This window comes from Pseudoalteromonas sp. BSi20439 (assembly GCF_000241165.1).
Taxonomy (GTDB): domain Bacteria; phylum Pseudomonadota; class Gammaproteobacteria; order Enterobacterales; family Alteromonadaceae; genus Pseudoalteromonas.
In genome coordinates this window covers 1-1,254 of record NZ_BADW01000200.1, presented here as the reverse complement: position 1 = coordinate 1,254, position 1,254 = coordinate 1, and the positions used below count along the sequence as shown (strand labels likewise).

Genomic DNA, 1,254 nt, shown 5'->3' with positions numbered 1-1,254 from the left:
AACTTATTCAGCAAGGCTTTGAACAAGCTGGTGTGGCTACCATTCGTAAAAGAAGGTTGCCGCTTGAAACGGTTCTGTGGTCAATTATCGGCATGTCTTTATATCGTCAGAAATCGGTTTGGGATATTGCAACACAAATGGACATTATGTTGCCCGATAAGAAACCATTGGTCGCGCCCAGTGCGTTGGTTCAGGCAAGACAGAGGTTGGGGGAAGACGCTGTTCGAGAGGTGTTTCGCGTGATGGCAAAGCATAGCTATGAGTCTAATCAATTTGAAACCTGGGCTGGATTAAATTTGCTGGCTGTTGATGGTGTTGTCTGGCGAACGGCTGATACGCAGGAAAATCATGAAGTGTTTGAGACACAGAGTAATCAACATAGAGAGAATACTTATCCTCAGATCCGTATGGTTTGCCACATGGAAATCACCAGCCATCAACTTATCAATAGCGCCTTCTCGGGTTACCGCACCAATGAAATGAAGTTGGCCGAGGAGTTGGTAAGCACGACTCCAAATAATTCTTTAACGCTGTTTGATAAGGGATATTACTCTCTTGGTCTGCTAAATCGTTGGCATCAAGCAGGTGAGCAAAGACACTGGATGATACCCGCGAAAAAAGACCTTCAGTATGAGGTGCTACGTAGCTTTAGCAAACAGGACCAGCATATACGTTTAACCAGCACACCACAGGCAAGGAAGAAATTCACTGACTTGCCTGAATACGTCGAAGCAAGATTAGTCACGAAAACGATAAAAGGTAAAACGTATCGAATGTTATCGTCAATGGTAGACCCAATGCGATTTCCAGGTGATGAGATGGTTGAATTATATCGATACCGATGGGAAATTGAGTTGGGCTACCGCGAGATGAAGCAATCACTTCTTAACAGCGAATATACGCTAAGAAGTAAACGCCCAGATATGATTAGGCAAGAACTATGGGGCGTACTGCTGTGCTATAACTTAATCAGGCAAGGAATGACGGCAGCAGCAGGGAAATTAGGAGGTGTGTTACCCAATCAACTTAGTTTTACCAGCTGTTCAATGGCTATTACACACTTCTTCGTTACTGTATCGTTGAGCAGTCCAGGCAATATTCCTAAAGCATACAATGCCTTACTCACGAAAATGAGCTTCTTCTTGTTACCAGAAAGGCGAGAAGACAGGAGCTACCCAAGATGGGTAAAACCAAAGCCAAAGAAGTATCCGACTAAAAAGAAAAATGCCAGTCAGCTTAACTGACTGGCATTAC

At 43.9% G+C, this 1,254-nt stretch carries 1 protein-coding gene; it reads left to right on the top strand.

The annotated features are described in order from the left end of the window. On the top strand, nt 1-1,244 hold a 1,244-nt coding region (locus tag P20439_RS15510; RefSeq protein WP_036934400.1), incomplete at its 5' end, for an IS4 family transposase. Nucleotides 1,245-1,254 lie beyond the last annotated feature (10 nt).